The 25192-nt window shown below is 37.1% G+C and carries 21 protein-coding genes and 1 riboswitch; of the genes, 14 read left to right on the forward strand and 7 right to left on the reverse strand.

Annotated features, from left to right (window positions below; all coding sequences use genetic code 11):
- The first annotated feature begins 9 nt into the window (after nt 1-9).
- Nucleotides 10-1380: a sigma-54 interaction domain-containing protein gene (locus ACR30L_RS08610; RefSeq protein WP_435237606.1), complete on the forward strand. Its 1371-nt coding sequence runs from the start codon at nt 10-12 to the stop codon at nt 1378-1380.
- A 66-nt stretch (nt 1381-1446) separates the two neighbouring features.
- Here the strand turns inward: ACR30L_RS08610 and ACR30L_RS08615 are convergent, their stop codons facing one another.
- Nucleotides 1447-1884 (reverse strand): OsmC family protein, encoded by a 438-nt coding sequence (locus tag ACR30L_RS08615; protein ID WP_435237607.1) that lies wholly within the window; start codon nt 1882-1884, stop codon nt 1447-1449.
- 218 nt (nt 1885-2102) lie between these two features.
- On the opposite strand from ACR30L_RS08615, the gene ACR30L_RS08620 reads away from it, so the two are divergent.
- From ACR30L_RS08620 to ACR30L_RS08630, 3 genes are all read left to right on the forward strand, one after another.
- Complete coding sequence (locus ACR30L_RS08620; protein ID WP_435237608.1) at nt 2103-2540, forward strand: DUF3010 family protein; 438 nt, start codon at nt 2103-2105, stop codon at nt 2538-2540.
- A gap of 136 nt (nt 2541-2676) precedes the next feature.
- The gene (locus ACR30L_RS08625; protein ID WP_435237609.1) at nt 2677-3408 is read left to right on the forward strand and encodes an SDR family NAD(P)-dependent oxidoreductase; all 732 of its coding nucleotides are present in this window, start codon (nt 2677-2679) and stop codon (nt 3406-3408) included.
- A 21-nt stretch (nt 3409-3429) separates the two neighbouring features.
- Nucleotides 3430-4995, forward strand: coding sequence for a cryptochrome/photolyase family protein (locus ACR30L_RS08630; protein ID WP_435237610.1), 1566 nt, complete (start codon nt 3430-3432; stop codon nt 4993-4995).
- Nucleotides 4996-5261: 266 nt separating this feature from the next.
- On the opposite strand, the gene ACR30L_RS08635 is transcribed toward ACR30L_RS08630, so the two are convergent.
- On the reverse strand, nt 5262-6068 hold the full coding sequence (locus ACR30L_RS08635) for a Cof-type HAD-IIB family hydrolase (protein ID WP_435237611.1): 807 nt from the start codon (nt 6066-6068) through the stop codon (nt 5262-5264).
- A 47-nt stretch (nt 6069-6115) separates the two neighbouring features.
- Nucleotides 6116-7663 carry a diguanylate cyclase domain-containing protein gene (locus ACR30L_RS08640; protein ID WP_435237612.1) on the reverse strand — a complete coding sequence of 516 codons (1548 nt, stop codon included), beginning with the start codon at nt 7661-7663 and terminating at the stop codon, nt 6116-6118.
- A 519-nt stretch (nt 7664-8182) separates the two neighbouring features.
- Nucleotides 8183-8287: riboswitch (TPP riboswitch) on the forward strand.
- Between the two features lie 54 nt (nt 8288-8341).
- On the opposite strand from ACR30L_RS08640, the gene thiB reads away from it, so the two are divergent.
- The 3 genes from thiB to thiQ are packed head-to-tail and all read left to right on the forward strand — an operon-like array spanning nt 8342 to nt 11643.
- A complete protein-coding gene (thiB, locus tag ACR30L_RS08645) occupies nt 8342-9328 on the forward strand; it encodes a thiamine ABC transporter substrate binding subunit (protein ID WP_435237613.1) in 987 nt (328 codons plus the stop codon).
- Between the two features lie 15 nt (nt 9329-9343).
- Complete coding sequence (gene thiP, locus ACR30L_RS08650) at nt 9344-10936, forward strand: thiamine/thiamine pyrophosphate ABC transporter permease ThiP (RefSeq protein ID WP_435237614.1); 1593 nt, start codon at nt 9344-9346, stop codon at nt 10934-10936.
- Between the two features lie 5 nt (nt 10937-10941).
- A complete protein-coding gene (gene thiQ / locus ACR30L_RS08655) occupies nt 10942-11643 on the forward strand; it encodes a thiamine ABC transporter ATP-binding protein (RefSeq protein ID WP_435237615.1) in 702 nt (233 codons plus the stop codon).
- A 47-nt stretch (nt 11644-11690) separates the two neighbouring features.
- Here thiQ and ACR30L_RS08660 read toward each other — a convergent pair whose 3' ends face one another.
- A complete protein-coding gene (locus ACR30L_RS08660) occupies nt 11691-12299 on the reverse strand; it encodes a GDSL-type esterase/lipase family protein (RefSeq protein ID WP_435237616.1) in 609 nt (202 codons plus the stop codon).
- Between ACR30L_RS08660 and ACR30L_RS08665 the strand changes: the two genes are divergently transcribed.
- Both ACR30L_RS08665 and ACR30L_RS08670 read left to right on the forward strand, forming a co-directional pair.
- Nucleotides 12298-12981, forward strand: a complete 684-nt coding sequence (locus ACR30L_RS08665; RefSeq protein ID WP_435237617.1) for an ABC transporter ATP-binding protein — start codon at nt 12298-12300, stop codon at nt 12979-12981. The genes ACR30L_RS08660 and ACR30L_RS08665 overlap by 2 nt on opposite strands.
- Nucleotides 12978-15407, forward strand: coding sequence for an ABC transporter permease (locus tag ACR30L_RS08670; protein ID WP_435237618.1), 2430 nt, complete (start codon nt 12978-12980; stop codon nt 15405-15407). Before ACR30L_RS08665 ends, ACR30L_RS08670 begins: the two co-directional genes overlap by 4 nt.
- Nucleotides 15408-15975: 568 nt before the next feature.
- On the opposite strand, the gene ACR30L_RS08675 is transcribed toward ACR30L_RS08670, so the two are convergent.
- Together ACR30L_RS08675 and ACR30L_RS08680 are read right to left on the reverse strand one after the other, a co-directional pair.
- Entirely contained in the window at nt 15976-16671 is a 696-nt protein-coding gene (locus ACR30L_RS08675) for a metal-dependent hydrolase (protein ID WP_435237619.1), read from the reverse strand.
- A 76-nt stretch (nt 16672-16747) separates the two neighbouring features.
- Nucleotides 16748-18040, reverse strand: a complete 1293-nt coding sequence (locus ACR30L_RS08680) for a M18 family aminopeptidase (protein WP_435237620.1) — start codon at nt 18038-18040, stop codon at nt 16748-16750.
- A 414-nt stretch (nt 18041-18454) separates the two neighbouring features.
- Here ACR30L_RS08680 and glgC (ACR30L_RS08685) point away from each other — a divergent pair, with 414 nt between their 5' ends.
- Nucleotides 18455-19720, forward strand: a complete 1266-nt coding sequence (gene glgC, locus ACR30L_RS08685; RefSeq protein ID WP_435237621.1) for a glucose-1-phosphate adenylyltransferase — start codon at nt 18455-18457, stop codon at nt 19718-19720.
- Between the two features lie 524 nt (nt 19721-20244).
- Nucleotides 20245-21516: a glucose-1-phosphate adenylyltransferase gene (glgC, locus tag ACR30L_RS08690; protein ID WP_435237622.1), complete on the forward strand. Its 1272-nt coding sequence runs from the start codon at nt 20245-20247 to the stop codon at nt 21514-21516.
- 55 nt (nt 21517-21571) lie between these two features.
- Here the strand turns inward: glgC (ACR30L_RS08690) and ACR30L_RS08695 are convergent, their stop codons facing one another.
- Nucleotides 21572-21883 (reverse strand): hypothetical protein, encoded by a 312-nt coding sequence (locus ACR30L_RS08695; RefSeq protein ID WP_435237623.1) that lies wholly within the window; start codon nt 21881-21883, stop codon nt 21572-21574.
- A 229-nt stretch (nt 21884-22112) separates the two neighbouring features.
- On the opposite strand from ACR30L_RS08695, the gene ACR30L_RS08700 reads away from it, so the two are divergent.
- From ACR30L_RS08700 to ACR30L_RS08710, 3 genes are all read left to right on the forward strand, one after another.
- Nucleotides 22113-22550: a hypothetical protein gene (locus ACR30L_RS08700; protein ID WP_435237624.1), complete on the forward strand. Its 438-nt coding sequence runs from the start codon at nt 22113-22115 to the stop codon at nt 22548-22550.
- 386 nt (nt 22551-22936) lie between these two features.
- A complete protein-coding gene (gene selD, locus ACR30L_RS08705) occupies nt 22937-23992 on the forward strand; it encodes a selenide, water dikinase SelD (protein WP_435237625.1) in 1056 nt (351 codons plus the stop codon).
- Between the two features lie 186 nt (nt 23993-24178).
- Complete coding sequence (locus ACR30L_RS08710) at nt 24179-24922, forward strand: substrate-binding periplasmic protein (RefSeq protein ID WP_435237626.1); 744 nt, start codon at nt 24179-24181, stop codon at nt 24920-24922.
- Nucleotides 24923-25192: the final 270 nt, after the last annotated feature.

A 25192-nucleotide genomic window follows, 5' to 3' on the forward strand; every position in this document is an offset into this window, starting at 1 on the left:
GTGAAGTAAATGAATAATAAAAAAATATTAGATACAAGTACTATTCTAGAAAGTATCTCTGACGGTGTATTCAGCGTTGATAACGATTGGAAGATTAGTTCTTTTAATCGTGCTGCTGAAAAAATTACCGGGGTTAAACGCAATGATGCGCTAGGAAAGTACTGTTCTGAAGTTTTTCGTTCAAGTCTCTGTGGCGATCAATGTGCACTACGCGAAACATTACGTACAACTAAACCGATTATCGATAAACGTTGTTATTTTATCAATAATCAAGGCAATAAGATCCCCGTGACATTATCCACTGCAGTATTAAAAGATGCCCAGGGGAATGTAATTGGTGGTGCAGAAACATTCCGTGATATCTCTGAGATTGAAACTTTAAAAGATCAACTCTCTAAAACGGCTAAAACAGGTCATTTATTCAGTAATAGTACCGCCATGAAATCTGTTATTGCCATGATTGAAACCATTGCTGATACCTCTACAACGGTACTGATTGAAGGCCAAACCGGAACCGGGAAAGAAGTTACTGCACACGCTTTACATCAACTTAGTGACCGTAATAAACAACCATTTATTGGGGTTAACTGTGCTGCGTTACCTGAAAATTTATTAGAATCTACATTATTTGGCCATGTTAAAGGAGCCTTTACGGGAGCCTATGAAAATAAACAAGGTTATTTTTCTCGCGCAGGCAGTGGAACCTTATTTCTAGATGAAATCGGTGATATTTCGGCTGCAATGCAAGTTCGCTTGTTACGCGTTTTGCAGGAGCATGAATTCGAACCCGTTGGCAGCCAAAAACCGCAGAAAACCATGGCGCGTATTATTACGGCGACAAATAAAGATCTGATTAAGCTAGTCGAAGAGGGGACGTTTAGGGAAGATCTCTATTACCGTCTGAACGTTATTAAAATAAATTTACCAACATTGGCACAACGCTGTGAAGATATTCCGTATTTAGTTGAGCATTTTATTGAGCAGTTTAATACCCTGCATAAAAAATCAATAAAGGGCATCTCATCTGAAGCCTTGCAGCAACTGCAAACCTATCACTGGCCAGGCAATATACGTGAACTCGAAAATAGCATTGAACGTGCCTGTGTGTTATCCCCCAGTAATTATTTACAATTAAGCTGCTTTCCATTTGTTGGTGAGAACTGTTCTGCTACGCAGATACTAAGCCAATATGATACGGGAACAGAATCACATCTAGCAAAAGCGGTTAGCACATTAGGAAATAGTAAAAAAGAAGCGGAAAGACAGGTGATTATTGAAGCGCTAAAAAATAATCCAAGTAAGATAGCAACGGCAAAAACCTTAGGTATTCATAAAACGACGTTATTTCGTAAAATGAAACGTTACAATATTCCTTTTTAACGTTGAGTTTCTATTAAATAGAGATGCCTTAAGTCTCAAAATGATGACCTAAGGCATCATCCGCAATTACTCTTCTATTACGATATCGTATTCAAGTTTCACGTTAGCGGAGACTGAATTGGTAACAAGGCAAATAGATTCTGATTTTTCAATAAGTTTAATCGCCTTCTGTTTGTCGACATCGTTACCAATCGTCAATTTAACCTTAGTGGTTATTTGGGTAAATTTGATTGTCCGCTCTACTTTTTCTAGTTGGCCAATTGCTTCACATTGTAAACCTTTCCAAGTAAAACTGGATGCGCCAGCGACTGCTTTAAAAGATAATGCAAAGCAACTTGCAATAGATGACATGAAAAGTGTTTCTGGCGACCATTGATCGCCTGGGCCACCAAATTCTGCAGGAGCAGAGGCAACAAGGTCTGGTATACCTTGACTAGACAATTTTATTTCACTTTCTGGTGTGGTCTTAATTTGAACATTATAAAGATGTGGAAGTGGTTGCATAATGGTTTTCCTAAGTAGTGTTTTTCTAAATTAGATTTTACTAAAACATACAGTTAAATGAAATTGTTAGCAAGTTATCTCTCTATTATTTTAGGGGTATTTAGTGCTATTTGCTGGTCAATAAGATCAATTGTATTAAATATAGGATTTAAATTTTGCTGTTGCCTGATGAGCCTATTTCCATAATAATGCACCCTAAATAAATTAAGGGGATTTCCATGAGAGCATGTGGTGTAGAATTAGTCGGCAACGAAGCAATTATCAGTATTATACAATTAGAAAATGGATTATATGATGTCCCTAAAGTGCGGACGACTAAATTAATCCTGCCCGATGCAATTAATACTGATCCAATTAAAAAATTCCAATTTGATTTTTCACAATTAATGAAAGATTATAAAGTTGATACAATTGTTATCAGACAACGTGCGTTAAAAGGTAAATTTGCAGGTAACCCATTAAGTTTCAAACTTGAAGGGGCAATTCAACTTATTGCCGATATCGATGTTTATGTGCTTTCAGCTGCGTATATCAAAGAAGGGTTAGCCAGAGCGCAAGTTAAACCTAATGCGCGTGAAGTTGGATTAAAACAATTCCAAGAGCAAGCAATGTTAACTGCTTTTGCATATTTAGAAAATCAAGCTGCTACAAAATAATTTATCGGTAAAATAAAAAGGTTTGTATGAATCAAACCTTTTTTTATTCTTTCTTTTAAAATCCATATTCCTTCTATTTTACTGATCTTCTTTTGCCTTTTATTCGTAGTGATTGGAATAATCAAAGGAGATAATCATGTATCAAAATATCGCTGTTATTGGTGCTTCTGGCGCTATTGGACGAGCATTTGTTAATTTACTCTCATCGTCCTATCCTAGCGCTACTCTTTATGCATTTTCACGCAATGACACCATTAACCGAGATAAAACAGCGTTGCGGAATGTTCTATACCATGAGATTAATTATCAAGATGAATCATCCATAGAAAATGCTGCTAAGAAAACGATTGAGACAGGGCCATTGGATCTTATTATTGTGACAACGGGGATATTACACGACGGTGAGTTGATGCCTGAGAAATCGTTACATGACCTTTCAGCGCAAAATTTTCGATTATTATTTGAAGCGAATACTATTCTTCCAGCACTTCTAATTAAACATTTTTCTCCTTTACTCAATTTAAATCGGCCAGCTGTATTTGCGCTTCTATCAGCGCGTGTTGGTAGTATAACTGATAATAAATTAGGCGGTTGGTATGCCTATCGTGCATCAAAGGCGGCGCTTAATATGATTATCAAAAATAGCGCAATAGAAATACGTAGAAAGCATAAAGAATCAGTGATTATTGGATTACACCCCGGCACGGTAGATAGCCCTTTATCATTGCCGTTCCAACGACATGTGCCCGAAGGGAAATTATTTACGGCGGATTTTTCTGCTCAAAGCTTATTAAAGGTGATTAATCATATTGCGCCTACACAAAGTGGTCAGTGTTTTGCTTGGGATGGGCAACGGATCGAAGCGTGAATTGTATTTAAAGGAGAGATTATGCGTACGTTACGATTGATACTTGGTGATCAGCTAACGCTGTCTGTTTCAAGTCTTGAAGATTGTGATTTAGCTCAAGATGTTGTTTTGATGTGTGAAGTCTGGGATGAAGCAACCTATGTACGTCACCATAAAAAGAAAATTGCATTTATATTCTCAGCGATGCGCCATTTCTCTGAGGCCCTATGTAAAGCTGGTTACAATACTTGTTACATTAAACTCGATGATCCTAACAATACGGGCTCCTTTACTGGTGAAGTTAAACGGGCAGTTACACGTTTTAAAATAGATCGCATTGTTGTTACCTCGCCAGGCGAATATCGTGTACTCGAAGATATAAAACAATGGGAGGCCGAAGTTGGTTTACCGGTGGATATCCGACCAGATAATCGATTTCTTTGTAATTCCGATGAATTTTCTGAATGGGCGAGTCAGCGTAAACAAATGAGAATGGAATATTTTTACCGTGAGATGCGTAAAAAATATTATATTTTGATGGATGGGGATCAACCCGTCGGTGGAAAGTGGAATTTTGATGCTGATAATCGCAAAAGCCCAAGGGGAAATTTAGTTATTCCGCCTGCATATATTAATAAACCCGATTCAATTACGTTTGAGGTCAAATCCTTAGTTGCAGAACGTTTTTCAGATCATTTTGGTGATATTGATCCTTTTTATTTTGCAGTCACACGCGAACAGGCATTACAGGTGCTTAAGCAGTTTATAGAGGAACGTCTCGATTGTTTTGGTGATTATCAGGATGCAATGTTACAGGGCGAGCCTTGGATGTATCATTCTCATATTAGCTTCTATATCAATTGTGGGTTGTTGTTGCCTTTAGAATGCGTACGCGCAGCAGAGAACGCATATTACAATGGCAAAGCACCTTTAAATGCCGTGGAAGGGTTTATTCGCCAAATTGTTGGTTGGCGAGAATATGTTCGTGGTATTTATTGGCTTAAAATGCCGGAGTACAAAACAGAAAACTATTTCCAAGCTAAACGTAATTTGCCCGACTTTTATTGGACGGCGAATACCAAAATGAATTGTCTACATCAGTGTGTATCTGAAACGCAAAATAATGCCTATGCGCATCATATTCAACGCTTAATGGTATTGGGGAATTTTGCTTTGCTTGCCGGGATAGAACCAAAACAGGTTAACGATTGGTTTTTATTGGTTTATGCGGATGCCTATGAATGGGTCGAACTGCCTAATGTATCTGGCATGATTCTATTTGCTGATGGGGGCGTTTTGGCCAGCAAACCCTATGCGGCAGGCGGTGCGTATATTAATAAAATGTCCGATTATTGCAAAGGCTGCCAATATAAAGTATCAAAAAAAGAAGGGGAAGAGGCTTGTCCGTTTAATTATTTATATTGGGACTTCCTCGCTCGTCATCGTGACCAATTAAAGGGAAATCATCGTTTAGCCATGATGTATAGGACCTATGATCGATTTTCTGAAGATAAGAAACAAATTATATACCGAGACAGTGAACAATTTTTAATGAGTTTAGAAAAAACTAACGGGGAAGAAAATGTCCAACTGGATTTATTAAGTTGAACATTTTTAAAGGTTGATGTTAAAACCAATCGTAATAACTAGCGGAGCTATTTCTTTATTGAACGTTATTTTAAGGAAGCAATATTTACATTAACTTTCGTATCAACCAAACCATTTTGCCGGTGTAAAGTTTAGATCATGCATTAAATAACCTCAATTTTGGATAAGCTAAACGATACAGTACTAGATGATATTTTTAAGTGATTGATACTTGGTTTTATTTCGCTCTCATTATCTAGAACTGAGGTTAAAAACAACGGATATGATTAATTTAAAATATATTTTTCAAAAACATGGGCAACGCCATCTTGATCATTACTTTTAGTGATGTAGTTTGCGTGTGCCTTTACTTCATCTAAAGCATTTTCCATGGCTACACCTAATCCTGCAAATTGGATCATTTCTAGATCATTTCCAGCATCACCGACACAAATAATTTGTTCGGGTGTTAATCCAAGGTGGGCGGTTAATGCTTCCATTCCTTTACCTTTATTGCTGTTTTTATTGGTAAATTCGTAAAAACAAGGCAAGCTGCGTGCAATTGAGTAGTCGTTGTGCAAAGTTTTTGATAATTTCTTTATCGCCTCCGTTAATAATTCAGGTTCATCGACTAACATTACTTTTATAATATCTTCATTTTCGGTTAATTGGTCGAAATCAAATTCAGACGAGGTGATACCATTTAGCTCGGCTTCGTAATCGGTATATTTATTTTTACGGGGCGTAATTAATCCGCGTGACGTTGAATAAGCGAGAATATTGACCTGTAGTTGTTTTGATATTTGATAAAGATTGATTGCATCTTGCCCAGTTAAAATGGCACGAGAAACAATGGTTCCACAGGCGACTTTTAGTATTAATGATGCATTGTAAGGCAGTGCGTAATCTTCAATACCATCCAATTCGAGTTCTTTTATTGTTGAAATCATGCCTTCGTAAGGGCGTCCCGATGCTAATACAACTTTTACTCCCTGTTTTTTTGCGGCTGATATTGCAGCACGAACGCGAGGTGTTAATTGCTTTTCGCTATTGAGTAGTGTGCCATCCATATCTAATGCAACAAGTTTATACATATTATTTCCTAACGTAATAAAATTCTTAAGTGTAAAAGTTTATGCGATTAATCGAATATTGTAATCTTTTTCTTTTGTTTTGATTGATACATTAAACTATCGGACTCAGAAATAAGTTCATCGGGTGTTATTTTTCTGTCGGCATTATAGGATGTAATTCCATAACTAAATCGCAGTGAAAATGGTTTATTATGGTAAGTATTCACTTTTATAATTTCACTTTCTATTCGTGTGATGAAATGTTTAGAATTATCAAGTGTACAATCATTTAAAATAACTAAAAATTCATCGCCACCGAGTCGTACTCCCGCATCACTAGTTCGAATAATATTAATTAATGTTTGTGATAATGTTTGAATTAACCAATCACCTTCAGCATGACCATACTGATCATTAACTTCCTTTAGACCATCTAAATCGATATAACAAATACACATTGAATTATGTTGCCGATCTACTTGCTGCATTACTTTACTCAGAAAAATGATGCCTGTCCGACGATTTAATAATCCTGACATATCATCATAGGAAGCGTAATGCAGCAGCTCTTGCTGTGCTTTTTTGAGTTCATTAATATTGGTAATGCCAATAACGGCAGTCGACTTTCCTTTAAAAGAAATATTACGAACGGAAATTAAAGACTCATGCATTTGTCCTTGTGCGGTTAAAAATACCATTTCATATTCATTGAGACTGACGCCTTGTTTAAGTTTATTAATAAACAGATTATTACTTTCAAAATTAGCGTCAAGGTAGTCATCTAATACCGCTTTTTTACCGTTATCATCAAATGGCTCACCAATTAATGCAGATGCTTTTTTGTTTAATTGCAATATGCTGCAATCTTCAGGATCGACTAATAACATTGCAATTGGACTGGCTGCAAATAGGTTTTGTAAATCTTTTTTATGTTGATTTAACTTTTCTAAACTTTTCTGTAATTTTGTTGCAGTGGGGGTAAAAATAAAAAGTAATTCTAATAAGAGAACGATTAAGGCAATAACAGACAGTGTTATTTCAGTCCATTTCGCGATTAAAACTTTATCATTCGCTTCTTTTGCATATTGAAATACTATTTTGTCCATTCCCGTTAAGAAAGCATTTTCGGAGAACGGTAATCTTGCAATCGTATTTTGTAGATGTTGTTTTTCATCGGTTGTGAGTACGATTTTCGTTATGTTAAGCATGGTTTGAAAGTGAGACTCTATTTGAGCAAATAAAGCTTTTATTTCGGTGCTATTTTTAGCGCGTAAATTGAGTGCTTTATTGCCATTAATCAATCCATCATGTGATGTTTGCCATAATGCAGTGGTTTTTTTTAGTTCACTGCGATAGCGATTTGTTTGCTCAAACGAGGAGGTTGATAAAATATAATAACTTAATTTAGTGATTTTCTGGCTTAACATGCGCTGTCTGCCAGCAAGGTTTATTGTATCGGAATCATGAACTAAATTAGATAATAGCGACTGCATAACAATTTGCGATAAAATAATAAGAATGGCGATGAGAGATAATGCTGTTTTATAGCGATTTCGTAACTTTTTGATCGATGGATATATTGGCTGTTGGTGAATATTCGAATGCGTCGGGGGCATAATTATTATTCCTTCCGTGTTTAATTCTTTATGCAGTATGGAAATTCAAATAGTGTAAAAAGAGTATAGCTCACATATTTTAAATATATTTGATATCTATACCCGTTACCATTCAAGATGCAGAAATCAGCAAGATGAGAGGTGAGCAGATTCTAGGCATAAAGGTGAAGATCTAACGGGTTAAATCGAGACTTTATAACAACGAAGATGTTTGCCTCTCATCTTGCCCTGCGGGTCACTAGCTCGAACACCAATACTGCGTTATAACATTCGATAAGGGCTAGCCATTGCCATCATGTTACGCCTTGCCTTGGTATCCGAGCTAGTGACTGATAAACGCATCTTGATTGGTAACGGGTATATATTTTATAATTATTACTGAAAAAATCAGCGTCTATCAATTCGATCCTTAACTCATCTGTTTGTTGATAGATATACGGTCTATTGATGTCTTAATTATCAGTAGTCGCTAGAAAGCGTAAATAAGTATTATTTAACTCAACCTTTTGTGTATAATAATAATTCTCAACGGGGTGCTTATTTTTTAGGCTGAGATTGTTTGTAAAACTTACCCGTCGACCTGAACCAGATAATACTGGCGTAGGAATTGAGCTAATCTTTGACCTTTATTGATAGCCACTTTCTATGCTCATGTCCAGACTATATATGGAGTGCATAGTGAAAAAAATCCTTTCTGTTGTTGCTGTATCAACCCTTATTTCAATGCCGGCTTTGGCTGATAAATTAGTTGTTTATACGTACGATTCCTTCGCGTCCGATTGGGGCCCCGGTCCTAAAGTTAAAGCTGCATTTGAATCTCAATGTGACTGTGAGCTTGAATTTGTTGCCCTTGATGATGGGGTTTCTATTTTAAATCGTCTTCGTCTTGAAGGTGAAAATAGTAAAGCGGATGTGATACTTGGGCTTGATAATAATAGTATGAGCGTAGCAAAAAATACGGGACTATTAGCTGAACATAAAGTCGATATGACCAATATCACTTTACCCGGTGGTTGGGAAGATAAAACCTTTATTCCTTTTGATTATGGTTATTTTGCCTTTGTTTATAATAAAGAAAAATTGGCAAATCCACCAAAAAGTTTAAAGGAACTGGTGGAAGAGCGTAATGATATTAAAGTTATCTACCAAGATCCACGCACCTCTACACCGGGCCAAGGGCTAATGTTGTGGATGAAATGGGTATATGGCGATAAAGCGCAGGATGCTTGGTCAATGCTAACCAAAAAAACAGTGACGGTAACGAAAGGTTGGTCTGAAGCTTATAATATGTTCCTAGAAGGGGAAGCTGATATGGTACTTTCTTATACCACATCACCGGCATATCATATTATTGCAGAAGAAAATACACAGTATGCAGCGGCTAGTTTTTCAGAAGGTAATTATGAACAGGTCGAAGTTGCTGCTAAAGTAAAAAGTAGTCATCATCCCGTTCTTGCTGATCAATTTATGCAATTTATTATCAGCAAAGAGTTTCAATCGATTATTCCAACGAGTAATTGGATGTATCCGGTCATTGATGTTGATTTACCCGATGGGTTTAAGCAATTATCCAAACCAAGCAAATCTTATTATTTCCCTGATAACGAAGTCGCTAACCATAATAAAGCATGGATAAAAGAATGGTTGAATGGGTCAATTGAGTAAGTGTGATATTAATTAATGCATAGATCGCGTCATTTTATACCCGGTATTATTACTGCCGGGTTTATTTTTGTGTTTGTTGCTGCTTCGCTAGTGGGGTTATTATCACATTCGTCTAGTTTTAATCCGACGGCGCTTTGGTCTGACACTTATTACCGGCATATTACGTTATTTAGTTTTTATCAGTCGTTTATATCAACATTGTTAAGTGTTGTCTTGGCCATTCCCGTTGCGCATGCCTTATCTCGCCGTCATTTCTTTGCTAAAAAAATGCTATTGAAGCTATTTGCAACGACCCTTGTGCTGCCAGTGTTAGTTGGCATTTTTGGTTTACTTGCAATCTATGGTAACAGTGGGGTGATTTCGGATATTTTTAATTATTTTGATAAACAACTGCCTTTTTCAATTTATGGGTTAAATGGCATTCTATTGGCTCATGTATTTTTTAATTTACCCTTTGCTGCGCGGTTATTTTTACAATCATTACAATCGATTCCGACTGAACATCATAAATTATCTGCTCACCTTGGTATATATCACTGGAATAAATTTAAATTAATCGAGTGGCCTGTTATACGTCAACAATTACCGCATGTTTGCGGGTTAGTGTTTATGCTTTGTTTTACAAGCTTTGCCACGGTCATGGCATTGGGGGGCGGCCCTAAATCAACGACGATTGAGTTGGCTATTTATCAGGCCATTAAATTCGATTTTGATTTACAATCGGGGGCATTATTAGCTCTCTGGCAAATGTTTCTTTGTGCAGGGTTAGTCTTATATATACAAAGTTTTTCGAAGGTGATTGCGGTGACCAGTGAAGAACGGCAAGACAAATTACCATTATTTGCAGATAGTAAACGCGCTTTGCTGTGGGATGTTAGTTGGATAACTCTGGTGACTTTATTTGTTATTCCTCCTTTATTGATGGTAATTTTCAGTGGCATTAATACTCAATTTATCGATGTAGTGACAGGTTGGCATTTTTGGTCTGCCCTTGGGAATTCATTTGTTGTTGCTACCTTTGCTGCGTTTATTGCCCTTGCCGCTGGTATGCTCATTTTAATAAGCAGTCGTCGCTGGCGTTTACTCGGATTGCGTTTTCGTGCAGATAAATTAGAGCTGATTGGCACAATTATATTGGTTACACCGGGTATTGTGATTAGCACTGGTATTTTTTTGTTACTACGAAATTGGACGAATATTTTTGATCTGGCATTAGTGATTGTTATTGTCGTTAATGCATTAATGGCTTTGCCCTATGTGATTAAAACATTAGCACAACCTATGTTGCATATTGCTCAGCAATATAATTTATTAGCAAGCAGTTTAGGTATGTCGGGTCCTTCGCGTTTTTATCTGATTGAATGGAAAGCGATTAAAAAACCAATTATTCATGCTTATGCAATTAGCTTTGTATTATCCATTGGTGATTTAAGTGCCATTGCTTTATTTGGTAGCCAAGATTTTAAAACGTTGCCGCTGTATTTATTTCAGCTTTTAGGCAGTTATCAAATGGAGTCTGCGGCTGTTGTTTCATTGTTTCTATTAATATTTAGTGTTGGTATGTTTGCAATGATGGAAAAACTAATGCTAAAAAATAACGATAAGTAATATATATGCTCAAATTTGATGATGTGATTTATGACTATGAAGAAGAAGCGTTTCATTTTAATGTGGCCATTAATCAAGGTGATATTGTTGCCGTGTTAGGCGGAAGTGGGGCTGGCAAAAGTACATTACTTAATTTAGTTGCTGGTTTTATTGAACCTAAAAATGGCGATATTATCATTGCTGGAAATTCCATGCTTAATACCGAACCTTACCTCCGACCATTGTCTATGTTATTTCAAGAACGTAATCTTTTTGATCATTTAAGTGTCCACGATAATATCGGTCTAGGATTGAATCCTGGGCTGAAATTAAACAAGGAACAGCAACAAAAGATCGTCGAAGTGTGTGAGCAAGTTGGTATAAAAAAACTGCTTTCGCGACTTCCTGGTGAGTTATCTGGTGGTCAAAAGCAACGCGTCGCACTGGCACGTTGTTTTGTTCAAAATAATCCTTTGCTACTCTTAGATGAACCTTTTTCTGCATTAGATCCGGTCTTGCGAGAAGAAATGCTTAACATCGTAAAATCGTTAGCGAAGCAACAGAATATGACCGTCATGATGGTTACTCATCATTTATCAGATGCACTTAATGCTGCGACACATTACTTATTTGTTGACCATGGGGAAATTATTAGTTCGGGGGAAATGGCGCAATTACAAAGAGCCGGTATTCCTGACGCAGTTTCAAAGTTTATCCATGCTGGCTAGTTAATCAATGTCCAGGGCGTTAAACCGAACATTGATTAAGGTATTAATTAATTTAAATAAGACGTTAATTGTTTTTCCATAAACCCTGAAATCCAAGGCTGTGCGATTGGTTTTGGGTGTAATCCATCGTCCATAATCCATTCAGGATTTTCAGTAAAGATATTGACTAAAAAGAAAGGCAACAGTGGAATATCATATTTCTCGCTTAACTTAGGGTATATTCCACTAAAAAGTTGTGAGTATCTTTTTCCATAATTAGTCGGTACATTAATCTGCATCAGTAATGTTTTTGCCCCTTCGGCTTGGATAAGTTTTATCATTTTTTCAATGTTTGTTGAAATGATAGAAGGGTTAAAGCCTCGTAGACCATCATTTGCACCTAATTCAATAAGAACTAGATCTGGTTTATGTTGTCTTAATAAATTGGGTAACCTAGCTAACCCATTTCCACTTGTATCACCGGAAATACTAGTATTAATTATTTGGTTTCTATTTTGCTGTTTTTTTACAATTGTTTCATTCAATAAGTATGGCCAACTTTGCGTTACATCCATTTTGTAACCTGCACTTAAACTGTCTCCGAGAATAAGTAGTGTTGCACTATTAACGGAAGTCGAAAATATAAAGACGAAGAAAAAGGAAAATATTTTTATCATGTTAAAACCTATTATAAAAGTCAGTTCGGTTGCTAAGTCCGTTGTTTCCAATGGAACTACATTATCTATTTTAGAAGATATCTCATTTTCAATCTTTAGTGGAGAGACAATTGCTATTATTGGCACATCTGGTGCTGGTAAATCAACCCTAATGACGTTATTAGCTGGTTTAGATGTACCTAGCCATGGCGAAATTGAATTGCTTGGCCAACCATTATCACAGTTGGACGATGATCAACGTGCTTTAATTCGTAGCCAATCTACTGGTTTCGTTTTTCAAAGTTTTCTATTAATTCCCTCTCTGACTGCACTAGAGAATGTAACATTACCCGCTATTTTACGTGGGGAAGGTGAAGATATAGAAAAAGCCAAGCAATTATTAGCGTCGGTTGGATTAGCCGAACGTGCCACGCATTTACCGTCTCAGCTTTCTGGTGGCGAGCAACAACGAGTTGCATTGGCACGTGCATTTATGACAGAGCCTGAAATCCTCTTTGCCGATGAACCAACCGGAAACCTTGATCAGCATACAGCTGAAAATGTCATTGATTTGCTGTTTTCTCTCAATAAAGACAATGGGACTACATTGATTCTTGTGACTCATGACCCGGTGTTGGCTAAGAAATGTTCTCGCGTGTTAACCATTAAAGCAGGCCGTTTAGAAGAGGTTCAATCAATATGAATAATAAATACTCTGGCAATAAAATGTTGCTGCGATGGAGTTGGCGAGAGATTTGGTCGGGGCAGCTTTGGCCTGTTTTAGCTGCGCTAACGCTTATTATTGCCTGTGTGATTGCGTTATCTGCCTTGGCAATACGTGTCGAAAAAGTGATGACGGATCAAAGTCGGACATTAATCGCTGCCGATTTAGTTTTCCGTTCTGCTAATCCGCCAACAACACCTTTACTCGACGATGCCAATAAACTTAATCTCACCATCTCTCAGCAAACTAGTTTCGCTACGATGGCATTTAGTGATACGGATTTACAGTTAGTCAGCGTAAAAGCCGTTGATAAAGCGTATCCATTACGAGGGGAATTAGCCCTTATCGATCAAGCGGGAGAAGTTCATTCGCAAGTTAAACAGGGGGAACTGTGGCTTGATGAACGGTTGTTTTCATTATTAAATGTAAAAGCCGGTGACCAAGTTGCGATTGGCGATGCAGAATTGATCGTTTCGGGAAAAATTGCTGTGCAACCTGAAGTTTCCTTTAACCCTTTTCGCACTCGACCTAATGTGTTTATTCATGAGTCCGATCTTGATAAAAGTGGGGCGGTGCAAGCTGGGAGTCGGGTTCGTTACAGAACCTTCTTTAATGGCAATGATGATAATTTGGCACAATTACAAACGGATCATGAACTACAATCCGATGAGTCTTGGTTAAGTGACCAAAACGAAAGTCGTACGGGAAAGTTATTTAATAAAGCAAAGCAGTATTTGTCGTTGACCATTATGATGGTGTTATTAATGGCATCGATCACTTTAGTGCTGACCTGTCGACACTATGCGACGAGTCGTGGGAAAAGTGTTGCAATGTTAAAAAGCATGGGCGCAAGCCGCTTGTGGTTGCGTAAATGGTTGCTTTCGCAAGTAAGCATTATTTTGGTCTGTGCTTTTACCATTGGTTCTTTGCTTGGGTTAGGATTAGAATTTTTATTGCGTTTGCCTTTATCGGATATTTTACCAAAAGCGCTACCAAGTTACGGTTGGCAACCTTTTATTTTCGCACTGTCAGTGGCGGTATTGATCGGTTTGCCTGCACTGGGTATTCCTCTCATTAATTTATTGCGTACACCTGCTATTTCTGTGCTTCAACCACAAACGGCACCACAGGGGAAAAGTAACAGTAGATGGTTAATAGCATTACCTATCGTTGCATTTATTGCCTTCTATGGTAATACGCCACAGGTTTGGATTGTGTGTATTGGCCTTGTGATTCTGTTTGCTGTACTTGCTGGATTAGGTTACGGCCTGTTAAATCTGCTCAGTAAAGTAAAATGGGGACCTGCGATGGTGCTGGCATTAAGTCGCATCAAACGATCACCACGTAATAGTATTATTCAACTAGCAGCATTATCGGGATCGTTAATGTTGATTGCGGTTATCTGGCTCGTTCGCAGTGAAATGTTGGGGGATTGGCAAAAAACACTTCCACCTGATGCACCCAATGCTTTTGCACTTAATATCGCACCGGAACAGCAGGTTGGTTATTTAAATGTGCTCGATAATAATCAGGTTTTACGTTCTGAAGCGTATCCAATTGTGCGTGGACGATTAACCGATATTAACGAGGTTGCTGTTAATGAGGTGGCCGAGGCAAATAATGAAAGTCCGGATATTCTTCGACGTGAAATTAATTTTACTTGGGCAGATAGTTTACCCGTAGATAATGTAGTTACTGCTGGACAGTGGTCGGCGCAAAATGGTGTTTCTGTTGAACGAGAACTCGCGGAAGAATTGACAATTAACATTGGTGACAAACTTGATTTTAATGTTAATGGCGAGGCTTTTTCTGCGATCGTGAACTCATTACGTGAAGTCGAATGGCAAACGATGAAACCGAATTTCTATTTCATCTTTACCCCGGATATTATTGCGAATCTTCCTGCAACTTGGTTGGTTAGTTTTAAAGTTAATGAGCAACAAAATACTTTAATTAATCAATTAGCGCGAGATTATCCAACGGTTAGCTTATTAGATTTTCGCACCATGGCGGGGAAAATTCAGACGTTACTTGCGCAAATAACATGGTCATTAACGGTGTTAGCGGGGCTTGGTGTATTAAGTGGTGTGCTACTTATTTTCACTTTATTACGTTTAAGTTTAAAGCAACGACAAGATGAAATAACGCTTTATCGTACGCTTGGCGCAAGCAAAAAAAGAATTAGCCAAACATTATGGAGTGAGTACGGTGTTATTGCCGTGACGGCAGGTTTAGTTGCCGCAATCGGAGCCGAGGGGATTGTTTATGCGTTATTGAAATGGGGATTTTCATTAACGCCGAGTGTGCATCCGATGTTATGGATTGCATTGCCATTACTCGCATTAATGATTATTTACTTCAGCTTATTGAGTGTGATTAAACAGTTATTGAAACCCCTTAAGTAGTGATGCTAATCGTAATCATGAACTTTATAAAAAGGCGATGAAAACAATACCAATTTCGTTAATTAAATGTGCTATTTAGACGTATGAAAAATGGATGAAAGCTCTAGGCATTGATTGAAGTAACTATTTGTTGTCATTACCAAATCAATAATGAAACTAGCATTCATTTTAATAAGTATATACCCGTTACCATTCAAGATGCAGAAATCAGCAAGACGAGAGGTGAGCAGATTCTAGGCATAAAGGTGAAGATCTAACGGGTTAAATCGAGACTTTATAACAACGAAGATGTTTGCCTCTCGTCTTGCCCTCCGGGTCACTAGCTCGTTTCTTATAAACCATGGCAATACTGCGTTATAACATTCGATAAGGACTAGCCATTAAAGATGTAAAGTCTTGTTTTTACATCTACCGATAGAGGATTAACGCAGTTAATCGCTCGAAAGGTCATCATGTTACGCCTTGCCCTGGTATCCGAGCTAGTGACTGATAAACGCATCTTGATTGGTAACGGGTATAAATGGGGAGATAATTAGCGGAATGGGTATAACAACAACGCCTCTTTTCTTTACAGTGTAAATGCTGTCCAGTTAGATAATGTTTTGAGCGTATATTCCGTAGCAGGTGAAATATAAATAAGTACTGATACGGCCATAATCATTAATAAAGTAATACCTTTATTGCTAAAATCAGCAAGTTTAATTGCAGTACCAAAGGAACGTTTTATTGTTACGTTTTGTAAATCTACACTGCAAATTTCATCGAGTAAGAGATGGATCATTCCGCCCATAAAAATAAACCCGCCAGAAAGCCAAGCTATAAAGTGCACTTGTTGCGTGTCTGTACCCGATAACCTTAATGTTAATTGTGTTGTTATTAAACCACTTAAGACTAAAAATAAAATTGAATGGCAGCTGCCACGATGTACCGTTATATGCTCAAATAAAGGACGCACGATTAGTCTCATCATGCCATAAACTGTTATCGCTGTCGCAATCAGCTCGATAAATCGAGGTTCTTGAAATATTGCGTGACTAATAAAGCGGACACTAATGAGTACGGTCGATAAGGTTAAAATACCAAATATAGTGTCTAAGGATGTCGAGTTATCGGAATCTATATCTGGTAATAGGCCACCAATGGTACCTAAAAACCACAACCAAATGGCGTGGTTGAAACCAATATGATTTGTAGATAAAAGTGCCGCAGATGCCAATCCGCTACCGATGATTGCAGTATTAATATGGGTTTTAAAATTAGCCATTCTTTCTCTGTATTATTAACCTCAATGGGGATAATTTAGTTATCTGTTATTGAGGTTAGTGCAGTCGTAGGTGAGGTTATTTATAGAATTCAGTAATCACATTCACCATATGGAAATGATCGAGACTGCCTTGTGATTCACGAATACTGTGCATCGCTAGCATGGGATTCCCCACATCGACGGCTTCAATGCCTAATGATGCTGACGACACTGGACCGATTGTACTGCCACAGGGGAGATCTGAATGGTTTGCCATTTTTTGATAGGGCGCATTGACCTTATTACACAGGTTAATAAATCGTGCTGCCGTTGTTGCTGTGGTTGCATATCGGAAATTTGCATTATATTTAATTACTGGCCCTTTATTTAATAAAGGACGATATGAAGGATCATGTTTGTCTGTGAAATTTGGGTGTTGGCCATGTGCGCCATCGGCACTGATTAAAAAGCTTAAATGTCGTGCTCTTAATCCATCTTCTAAATTACCACCCAGTGAAAAGATAATTCTATCAAGCAATGCGTTGAGATAATTAGAGTCGGCCCCCATGGTGGTGGTACTACCAACTTCTTCATTATCAAAGAAAGCCCCAATATTCGTTTGTTCGGGTTTGTCTGGGTGAATAATGGCTTCTTGAATGCAATGACACATCGCAAGATTATCTAATCTAGCGGTGCTAATAATATTTTTGTCTAATCCAATTAATGCCCCTTTTTGGGTATCGTAAAAAGACAGATCCATTTCTAATATTAATGATGCATCAATACCTAATTCCGTTGCGATTAATTCTTTTAAGAATGTTTTTTCATTAACTTCAGTGTGATCTCCATAAAGTACGACGGCAAGGTGTTGTTGCTTACTGTATTCAAAACCTGCATTAACATCTCTATTTAAATGAATCGCTAAATTAGGGATAGAGCCAATGGGGCGTTTGAAATCAATTAAGCGACTTTCTACTCCCTTGTCAGTATTAATTGCCACTCTACCTGCTAACGATAGATCACGGTCCAACCAAGTGCTATGTATTAGACCACCGTAAGCTTCTACATTGACTTTTAAGCAACCCGCTACATTTTTTAACGATTCATTTTTAAGCTTTAAATTTGGACTATCGGTATGCGCTCCGACGATATTAAAACCGCTTTCCCAAGGTACTTTATTACCTAATTGAAATGCAATAACGGCACTGTCATTACGTGTTAAGTAATATTTTTGACCAAGTTCTAATTGCCATTGTTGGCTTTCATTTAAGGCTTGGTATCCGTTTTCTTTGAGAGTTTCGACGATAGTATTGACTGCAAAATAAGATACTGGACTTTCATCAATAAATGTCATTAATTTCTGAGCAAGGTGGGTCACTTTATTGTTCATTGGGTCTCCTCATTAGAACAACATATTACCATTAGTTTTAGTTATTTGCGTATTGTTTTATTTTAGGATTAAGCGTAATTTATTTATATATAAAAATAATATGAATATTCTTGTGCTACGCTTTCTATAAGGGAGGGGTTTTTGTTCAAATTTAATGTTAAGTTTGAACCGTTTAAGACCTTTTGATGAAAGGGGGATTGCAACTTAATAAAACCATAAATAATAACGTTATGATATTAAGTTAACACTATATATTTTTGACCAATTTATAAACAAATAATAATGAAGTGCCGATGCAATAAATAGCATGATTTTCGTTTGTAATGCGCCATTTCCGTGTTTTTATTCGGAATCATTGTCGTTATAAACAGAAAACTGAATCGGCTTTATTTTTAACTTTAAAGAGATGTGTTTATGTCAAATAATAGAGACAGATTTATAAGTAATATAACGAAAGAGACCTATGCGCTTATATTAGCAGGTGGACGAGGGAGTCGACTGCATGAGTTAACGGATTGGCGAGCTAAACCCGCTGTATATTTCGGTGGTAAATTTAGAATTATTGATTTTCCATTATCAAATTGTATTAATTCAGGCGTAAGGCGCATTGGTGTTGCGACGCAATATAAATCCTATTCTTTAATTCGCCATCTTAATCGAGGGTGGGGTGATGCAAAAGCAGACGGATCTGAATTTGTTGATGTATTGCCGGCTTCGCAACGTAATAGTGAAGACTGGTATGTCGGCACTGCCGATGCGGTTTATCAAAATTTAGATATTATTCGCTCGGAGGCACCGAAATATGTGTTGATTTTATCTGGCGATCATATTTATCGGATGGATTATGGTTTATTAATCGCACAGCACGTGGAAAAGGGGGCTGATATGACGGTGTGTTGTTTAGAAGTACCAACGGAAGAAGCGGCCGGTGCTTTTGGTGTTATGACCGTTGACACTAACCATAAGGTGATTGATTTTCATGAAAAGCCAGCCGTGCCCAATGAATTACCTGGTAAACCTGGGATTTGCTTAGCATCAATGGGGAACTATGTCTTTACCAGTGAGTTTTTGTTTGAGCAGTTGGAGAAAGATTGCTGTAAATCAGCTTCAAGTCATGATTTTGGCCACGATATTATTCCTTCAATAATTCAAGGAAATAATGTTTATTCCTATTCATTCAGAGACCCTGACAATGGCAGTCAGCCCTACTGGCGTGATGTGGGTACACTTGATTCCTTTTGGGAAGCCAATATGGAGTTAGTGGAACCACAACCTCAACTCAATTTATACGATAAAGATTGGCCCATTTGGACTTACCAAGAGCAATTATCGCCCGCTAAGTTTATTTTTGATAATGATGAGCGACGTGGAACTGCGCTTGACTGTACTGTTTCAGGTGGCTGTATCGTTTCTGGGTCAACTATTCGAAAATCATTATTATTTTCAAATGTACACACGCATTCACACAGCCTTATTGAACAATCCGTGCTAATGAGGGGGTGTGATATTGGCGAATATTGTAAATTACGTCGCGTTATTATTGATAGTGAATGTAAAGTGCCCGAGGGATTAACCATTGGCTACGATAAAGAACAAGATATTGCTAATGGTTTTCGTGTTACGGAGAAGGGGATTACGCTTGTTACAAGAGGAATGTTAGCTAAGCTCAACGAGAGTTAATATGAGAAAGGGTCAATAGACAGGTAGGTTTATTAACCCTATGTTGTTTGTGAGTGTGTAGGTTTTTGGATAGTCAGTCAGAATCTCTATATCCCCATTACATTCAAGGTGTAAAAATGGATCTTGAATAGTAATGGGGATAGTGTTGTGATTCTACTTAGTCGTTATAAAGTAGTGTTTTTTGGGTAATAGGTCGTTTCTGTAAAATGAGATATGGAAGTACAAAAAATCATCACGATGTGATGGTTTACTCATTTAATTTATTGAAATAAAAGTGCTTTTGTGAAGTTGTTCCCAATCTGTTTTCATATCGGTTAAAACAGCCTAAATGCCATTGTAATGGTCCTTTAATACTGATAAATATAGGTTACCTAAATAATAAAAATAAGATTATAAATTAAGAATATAAACATTATTTATCCGCGATTTTATCGGTTATCTCTTTTGTTTTTGGTTCAGTTTTTAATTTATAAAACGTCAATAAATTACTTTCCTGTTAATTCTTCTTACGCTAGGAGCGGCTTATGGTGCAAAATAAAGATCGATTCATTAGTAATATAACAAAAAATACGTATGCATTAATTTTAGCGGGTGGTCGTGGTAGTCGATTGTTTGAATTAACCGATTGGCGCGCAAAACCAGCTGTGTATTTCGGCGGTAAATTCCGTATTATTGATTTCCCACTCTCCAATTGTATTAATTCAGGTATTCGCCGTATCGGCGTGGCAACACAATATAAATCTCATTCGTTAATTCGTCATATCAACCGTGGTTGGGGGCATTTTAAAGCTGATTCTTCGGAATATGTTGAAATATTGCCTGCATCTCAACGTAGCGGTGAAGATTGGTATGTTGGAACAGCCGATGCGGTTTATCAAAATCTTGATATTATCCGAACAGAGAATCCTAAGTATGTTTTAGTGTTATCGGGTGATCATGTTTACAAGATGGATTATGGGTTATTACTGGCTCAACATGTTGAAACCAAGGCAGATATGACGGTTTGTTGTTTGGAAGTGCCCGTTGAAGAAGCAGCGGGGGCCTTTGGTGTTATGACAGCCGATACAGAAAAGCGTGTTATTGCATTTAATGAAAAGCCTGAACAACCTAATGAAATACCGGGTAAAGAAGGGCTTTGCTTAGCTTCGATGGGGAATTATGTATTTACCAGTGAGTTTTTGTTTGAGCAATTAGAAAAAGATAATTTCAGCGATGCTTCCAGCCATGATTTCGGCAATGATATTATTCCTTCTATTATCGAAAAAAATAACGTATATGCCTATTCCTTTAGAGCGCCAAATAGCGATAACCAGCCTTATTGGCGTGATGTAGGTACGATTGATTCCTTTTGGGAAGCTAATATGGAATTGGTTGAGCCAAAACCACAACTTAGTTTATATGATAAAAATTGGCCTATTTGGACGTACCAAGAACAATTACCACCGGCTAAATTTATTTTCGATAACGATGAAAGACGAGGAATGGCTGTCGATTCGACTGTTTCAGGTGGATGTATTATTTCAGGCTCGGTTATTCGTAAATCATTGTTATTTTCACGTGTACATGTGCATTCTTACAGTGAAATTGAACAATCTGTATTAATGCATGCCAGTGAAATTGGAGAAGGGTGTAAATTATATCGCGTTATTGTTGATAGTAAGTGCCATGTCCCCGCAGGATTAAGTATTGGTATCGATCGAGAGCAAGATATAGCAAATGGTTTTAGGGTGACCAAAAAAGGGATCACATTAGTGACGCGTCAGATGTTAAAGGATTTAGAAAAGAAAGCTGATTAATTAGTAATGATAATGCTCAAGCTTTAATATTAGGGCTTGAGCATCTTTTAATAAACTAATCTAAAAAACTATCGTGAATAAATTGCTGTCTCCTGACTAAAAAATTATCTTCTTCGCAGTTTAAAAACGCCATAGCGAATTGATAGCCTTCTGGTTTAAACTTTTCTATTTTGGCAAGCTCGTATTCATTCATAATAATATTCATTGCTTCTTCAACCCATTGTGTTTCTCCTTGGCCGATTTCAACTTCTGGTGGATCATAGTGCGTTACCATCCAATCCTGAAGTGTTTCTGAGGAGATTTTTTTCTCATGCCAAGCAGTTAATTGGGTAATGAGTTGGTTTTTAGTGATTACATTTTGCGTCATTTTATATTTTCCATTAAATAATGCGTGCAGAATAGCTAATTCTAGTTTTGATGTCACTGTCACTGTTGGTAATGCGGTTATGGTCTAGTATTAATTAAGAACTTTAAATGTGGGTGATTTGTAGATTTAGCGTATAAATAACTTGTTATTTTTTATAATTGATTAATAATACACCACTCTATTTGTGAGCTTGATCCCATTATAATTATTCTAAATGGAAGGAGAACGTATGAGTAAATTTCCTAACAACCTTCTTATTATTGTGGTGGCTTTAGCTTCACCTTTTGCTTTTTCTGAAGTCTATCAATGTGTTGTTGATGGAAAAAGTGTTTTCCAACAAACTCCCTGTGAAGTTGTTGAAGCGCTTCCTACAACCTGTGATAGTAATCATGATTATTCTAAAGATGTTGGTCCTGTGGATACAAGTTTTGAAGATAAATATTGTTTTTATCTGCAGCTCGATAAAGCAAGTGCGAATGAAAAAACGCAATTGATGCAAGCCTATCAGCTTAAAAAAGCTGAAGCTCAAGCTGCCTATGACCGCGAAATTTCTTCTAATAAATTACAGGAAAAAGTAGAAGTGTCTACGGGTTATGCAAAGGAGTTGAGTAATTATAGTCAAGATACAACTAACTTAACTGCGCCAATTCAAGGGTATATTGAGTAATTTTATTTAGTTATATATTTAATACCGCATTTTATATTACTCCTATTCATCAGCTTGATTCTTAGTAACTACTCAGGCCGTCGCCCTTTAAGCTTATTTCATCGTTGAAAAATGCTCATTTAAACCACTAAACTGCGCTTTTTCGCCTTGAACTAAGCATAAATGGCTTATCCCTGAGCATTTACACTCTATTTATGACAAAAACTCATGAAATCTTAAAGGGGCTGAGTAGTTACGATTCTTATATATAAAAAAGTTCTTTTATTGACAATATAGTAGATATCTTTCTTATCTTGGTTCATTATTATCCTTAAATTAAAAGTGGATTAATCGCATACATTATTTCATTACATAAATAATGTTCAGATTTTAAGGAATGAATTATCATGTCAGAAGCGCATTTAACTCCCCCTATTCGATTGACCCAGTACAGCCATGGTGCTGGTTGCGGTTGTAAAATTTCACCTAAAGTATTAGAAGATATTTTAAAAACCTCTTTGCCCAGCTTTAACGATCCTAATTTATTAGTGGGTAATGAAAGCAAGGATGATGCTGCCGTATACAATTTAGGTAATGGTCATTGTGTTGTTAGCACAACTGATTTTTTTATGCCTATTGTTGATGACCCATTTGATTTTGGCAGAATAGCTGCGACAAACGCGATTAGTGATATTTATGCGATGGGCGGTAAGCCGATTATGGCAATTGCCATTCTAGGTTGGCCAATTAATAAACTCAGTGCCGAGGTCGCAGCGAAAGTGATTGATGGTGGTAGAGTAGTGTGTCATGCCGCTGGGATCTCGTTAGCGGGTGGACATAGTATTGATGCACCGGAACCTATTTTTGGATTGGCAGTTACAGGTATCGTTGACACCGAAAAGGTTAAACAAAATGCGCATGCGCAAGATGGCGACGTGTTATTTCTATCGAAGTCGATAGGGATAGGTATTTTGACTACGGCTGAGAAACAGGGAAAATTAGCACCTGAACATCAAAATTTAGCGCGAGATACTATGTGCCAACTTAATGATTTTGGTTTATGCGTTGCCGAAATTGAAGGGGTACATGCAATGACCGATGTGACTGGCTTTGGTTTACTTGGACATTTGTCTGAGGTGTGTGAAGGTGCTAACTTAGCTGCAACGATTGAATTTTCATCAGTCCCTGTGTTAGAAGGGGTTGTGGATTATATTGAGCGTGGTGCAATTCCAGGTGGTTCTTCTCGAAATTTTAGTAGCTATGGCGGTAAAATTTCAGAGATGAGTGAATTACAGAAAACAATTCTATGTGATCCTCAAACCTCAGGTGGATTATTGATCTCAGTAAAACAAAGTGCGATTGATACGCTACTAACTAAAGCAACTGAATCCGGTGTGGTACTACACAAGATAGGGTATATTCATTCTGCAACCGACCAGCAGTCTCTGATTTGTATTAAATAATATTAATGAGAAATTAGTTTTTAGTGGATCCAATATGGAGAAAGACGTTTATTGTTTTTAAATGACGATGAATAGACTTCAAGTTATCTTGATATAAATAGTGCTTATCCTTTTAGTATACTTTATCTCTTTCACAGTAACGCGTATATTCTTTATTATATTGCGATTCAAATTTGGAATGTATTAATGTCACGTATTTTTCTCATTGTGCTGTGTTTATTTTCGACCTTAAATAAAGCAGATGAGCTAACCACTGCAAATGCTAATTGGCCACCTTGGCGTGTTATACATGAAGATGGGACGCTTAATGGTATTGAAATAGAAATCTTGCAACATGTCGCAAATGATTTAGGTCTTAATCTTGTGACCAAAGGATGTGGTTGGAAACGTTGCTTGAAACATATGGAAATTGGTGGAAGTGATGTTATGACGGGGGTCTATAAAACCCCTGAGCGTCAGGAATACATGACTTTTATCGAACCGGCTTATTATACCACCCAAGGGATTTGTTTTTATACTTTAAAGTCTAAAACGCTTCGTATTAACCAATATGAAGATTTAAAACCTTTGACTATTGGAACGGTAAAAAAAGTATCTTATTTCGATCGCTTTGATAATGATACTAGCCTTAATAAATTTGAATCGACTACCGGCAATGCTTCATTTCGTTTATTAGAAGGCGGTAGAATTGATGTCATTGTCTTAAATTGTATTAATGGCGATATCTCAGCTAATGTGGGTGACAGAGCTGATTTAATCACACGTGCAAAGTACATATTTAAAACACATCGACCTGTTTACCTAGCTATTTCTAATAAATCACCTTTATTACCTCGCCAAGATGAGTTTTCTCAATCGTTACAAAAAATGTTAGATAACCATGAAATAGATCGAATTCTAGCAAGCTATGGAATTGTTAGTATTGATTAATGACGGTTGTAAAACTGAAGGGATAAATTATACCAATCGGAGTAATTAGCTGATCTATTTTACTGGTTAAAATTTAGAATACATATTAATACAATCGGTATTAGGCTTTATCATTGTCAGTTTTACTTCAAGTTTGACATCATCATTTATTTTGTTGGTTTATCGACTTAAAATAAGCCATTAAATAATTTAGATGTTAAGCATTTTTCCTTATTAAACAGATTCCTTCGCATAACCATTATTTTAAAATGAACTGTTTGTGACTTTTCT

Source organism: Psychromonas saccharinae, assembly GCF_051201515.1.
GTDB lineage: Bacteria > Pseudomonadota > Gammaproteobacteria > Enterobacterales > Psychromonadaceae > Psychromonas.